The organism is Methylocaldum sp. RMAD-M, assembly GCF_017832375.1.
Classification (GTDB): domain Bacteria; phylum Pseudomonadota; class Gammaproteobacteria; order Methylococcales; family Methylococcaceae; genus Methylocaldum.
In genome coordinates this window covers 1-3,100 of sequence record NZ_JAFIBZ010000061.1, presented here as the reverse complement: position 1 = coordinate 3,100, position 3,100 = coordinate 1, and the positions used below count along the sequence as shown (strand labels likewise).

Sequence of the window (3,100 nt, the reverse complement as noted above, 5' to 3'; positions counted from 1 at the left end):
CAAGCCCCGGCCAAGCTGACCGTCGAAGGCTTCTCCGACGGCAACCATCCCAAAATCCCGGTCAAACGGGACTACCTGTTCCGCAGGGAACCGCTGCGGGATGTTTTGGCGTTCCTGAGCCAAACCCATGGCGACGGGCTCTATGTGACGGGTCCCACCGGGTCCGGCAAGACCTCGTTGGTCACGCAGATCGCCGCCCGGCTGAACTGGCCGGTGGACGCGGTCACTTGCCACGGCCGGTTGGAACTGAACGACCTGCTCGGCCAGTTCACACTGGTCAACGGCAACCTGCAGTTCGTGCATGGCCCCTTGGCCCAAGCCGTTCGCGACGGACACCTCTTGATCGTGAACGAGATCGATCTGATGGACCCGTCCGAACTGGCCGGGCTCAACGACGTCCTTGAGGGCCAACCCTTGGTGATTCCGCAGAACGGCGGCGAAGTGATTCGTCCGCACCCGAAGTTCCGCCTGATCGCCACCGGCAACAGCGCCGGCGGCGGGGATCAAAGCGGCGTCTACCAAGGCGTGCTGCGGCAGAACCTCGCTTTTCTGGACCGCTTCCGGTTGATTGAGATCGGCTATCCGGAACCGGAATTGGAAGACGCGGTTCTCGCAAAGACGGTGCCGGCCATCCCGGCCGTCATCCGGGACAAGATGATTCATGTTGCCAACGAGGTGCGAAAGCTCTTCGTCGGCAGTGAGGAGGGACCGGGAATGCTCAGCGTGACGATGTCCACACGCGGACTCATCCGCTGGGCGTCGCTAACGGTGGCATTCAAGGGCGCGCCTAATGCCCTGGAATACGCCTTGGACCGGGCCTTGACCTTGCGGGCCGAGCCCGAGCAACGGCTGGCGATCCATCGGATTGCCGCCGATGTTTTCGGGGATGATTGGCGGAGCACGTGACCGTGATGGAGACGTACGACTTGTACCGATTCACGTATCCGAACGGGGCCAGCAAGGACTGGGCGATCCGGCGCAATTCGGACGATACCATCACGACCCGTTGGGGTCCCACCGGACCGACCCTGCCACAGATCAGCACCCGCCGTCGGGACAAAACGGCCCTGGAAAACGCCAAGCGGCGCAAGGGATACGTGCATGTCGGTCAGGTGCGGATCGATGATCAGGGCAAACTCCAGCCGGTCGAGATGGATGCCCAAGAGACGCCAGTGCCAGCCCCACCCGAGGTTCGGACCGAAGCGTTCTACTGGCGTATCAGAATCGACCGATCGGTGCCGCGAGCGCAATTGCTCGATTGGGGCCGAGCGGTGGCGAGTGCGGCAGACGATCTGGCTATGGCATTCCGACTCGATCGGAGCGACCACGCCGAATTCGAACCCGGGGTTATCGGCCACTGGCGAATTCCGGGGACCGGCGCTTCCGGGGCAGGCCAAATCGGGCTGGACCAAGGCGTTATGCCTGTGCTGGTTCTGATGAGCCTCAAGCAACGGGCGCCCGACGGCGTGATGGTTTCGATCGCGACCGAGGACGGTCTCGAAATCGGGACCGATCTCCGAACGGAAACCCCGGTGCTGGCCCAGTTCGGTACCGATCTGGAGAACGTCAGGCCCATGGCTGAAGCGCTGGGACTACTTCAGCCGCGCATCGATCTAGCGGAAATCATTCAGACGGATCAGGACCACTGGTTCTGATCTTTCTCGTAGCCCTTAAGGGGAGGCGATCCCCTTGGGTAGAGCCTCCCCTTTTTTTAAGTCGATGGCTCTTTTGGAGGACCGCATGAACCCTGAGATGCAGCAGTTTCAAGAGGAGCACGGCAAGCCGCTCACCTTCGGCATGGCCGTGGAAGTGAAGGAGAGCACGCCCTATGCGTGTGACTGGCGCGGCACGTTTCTGGTGACCGGCATCTATTGGGATCCGCGCAACCAGGAGATGAACATCACCATCGCCGGCGACTGGAATGATGGTGGCCATGACGGATGGAAGCCGTGCGACCTACGGCCTGTTGCCATCTAATTTCAGGCTCAGTGGCAGGTGAAAAGAGCGCTGCCACGAGTTGATGTTCCAGGCGATCGCGCCCGCCGTGAACGACCTTGGACGTCATGATCATCTCCGGTGGTGGCTGGATTCTTTCAGCTTACACCCGAGGACTATCCAATCAACCCCGAAGGGGCGCATCGATTCGCCCCTGAGGCAAGGTGCGTTCCTTCTCTTTTGGAGACTGCACCATGCAAGAGACCACGATGATTCTCGACCGCCTGCGGGTGGTTAAAATCGACGCCCATATTTGGGGTGGCCGCAAGAAACTCCGCAAGGAGGATCTGATCCTGGCGGACGGCAGCGTGCTGCCGCCCGAGGATCTGGCCTCGCTGGGATCGAAGAAAATCGCTGATCCCACTGAGCTCGCGGTGTTCAACCGCCTCAAGAAGGAGGCCGAGCGGGTTTGCCTCAAGGTCGGCACGCGCTTCCTCGGCGGCTTTGCCGTCCCGGAAGGCGCGCTCGACGCGATCCGTTCCGAACTGGAGCAGATTGCCGTGAGATTTCGGGAGGCCCGGGCTGAGTTCCTGGCTCGGTACGATCAAACTATCGACGCCTGGATCGCGCGACATCCCGGTTTCGAACAGGCGATCCGCCGCGCCGTGGATCCCGTCGAGGTCGTCGCCGCCGGACTCCGGTTCGATTACATTATCTTCCGGGTGTCACACCCGGAGTCGACGGAAACCGGAGGCGCAGCCGAGTCGTCGCTCGACCGCAAGGTCGGCTCGTTGAGCGAAACCCTGTTCCGGGAAATCGCCCAGGACGCCAACGACCTGGTCGAGAGCTCCCTGTTGGGACGCCAGGCGGTCACCCGCAAGGCCCTGAGTCCCTTCAAACGGATTCGGGACAAGCTCAATGGGCTGGCGTTCCTGGATCATCGGGTCCATCCGGTCGTCGCAACGCTTGATGATCTCCTGGCCCGCATACCAAAAACCGGCGCACTGGATGGGCCATACCTCAGCGAGATGATTGCGACCGCCCTGTTGCTGTCCGACCCCGACAAGATCAAGCGTCACGGGGAAGGGCTGACGCAGATACCGGAGTTGAGCCTTCCGATGAATCACGGGAGTGCTCCGGCTTCGGTTCCGGGTGAGGATCGCCC

At 61.9% G+C, this 3,100-nt stretch carries 4 protein-coding genes; all 4 read left to right on the top strand.

Annotation, left to right across the window (positions count from 1 at the left end; all coding sequences use genetic code 11):
* Nucleotides 1–15: 15 nt before the first annotated feature.
* Nucleotides 16–906, top strand: a complete 891-nt coding sequence (locus JOD69_RS24370) for an AAA family ATPase (protein WP_245245760.1) — start codon at nucleotides 16–18, stop codon at nucleotides 904–906.
* A 2-nt stretch (nucleotides 907–908) separates the two neighbouring features.
* Complete coding sequence (locus JOD69_RS24365; RefSeq protein WP_139840975.1) at nucleotides 909–1,655, top strand: hypothetical protein; 747 nt, start codon at nucleotides 909–911, stop codon at nucleotides 1,653–1,655.
* 85 nt (nucleotides 1,656–1,740) lie between these two features.
* Complete coding sequence (locus JOD69_RS24360; RefSeq protein ID WP_086132945.1) at nucleotides 1,741–1,977, top strand: hypothetical protein; 237 nt, start codon at nucleotides 1,741–1,743, stop codon at nucleotides 1,975–1,977.
* 212 nt (nucleotides 1,978–2,189) lie between these two features.
* The coding region (locus JOD69_RS24355) for a DUF3150 domain-containing protein (RefSeq protein WP_210024365.1) at nucleotides 2,190–3,100 on the top strand (911 nt) is incomplete at its 3' end.

Excerpts from the sequence above, each read along its gene's own strand:
- JOD69_RS24360 (WP_086132945.1), top strand. The coding sequence starts at position 1,741 with ATGAACCCTGAGATGCAGCAGTTTCAAGAGGAGCACGGCAAGCCGCTC.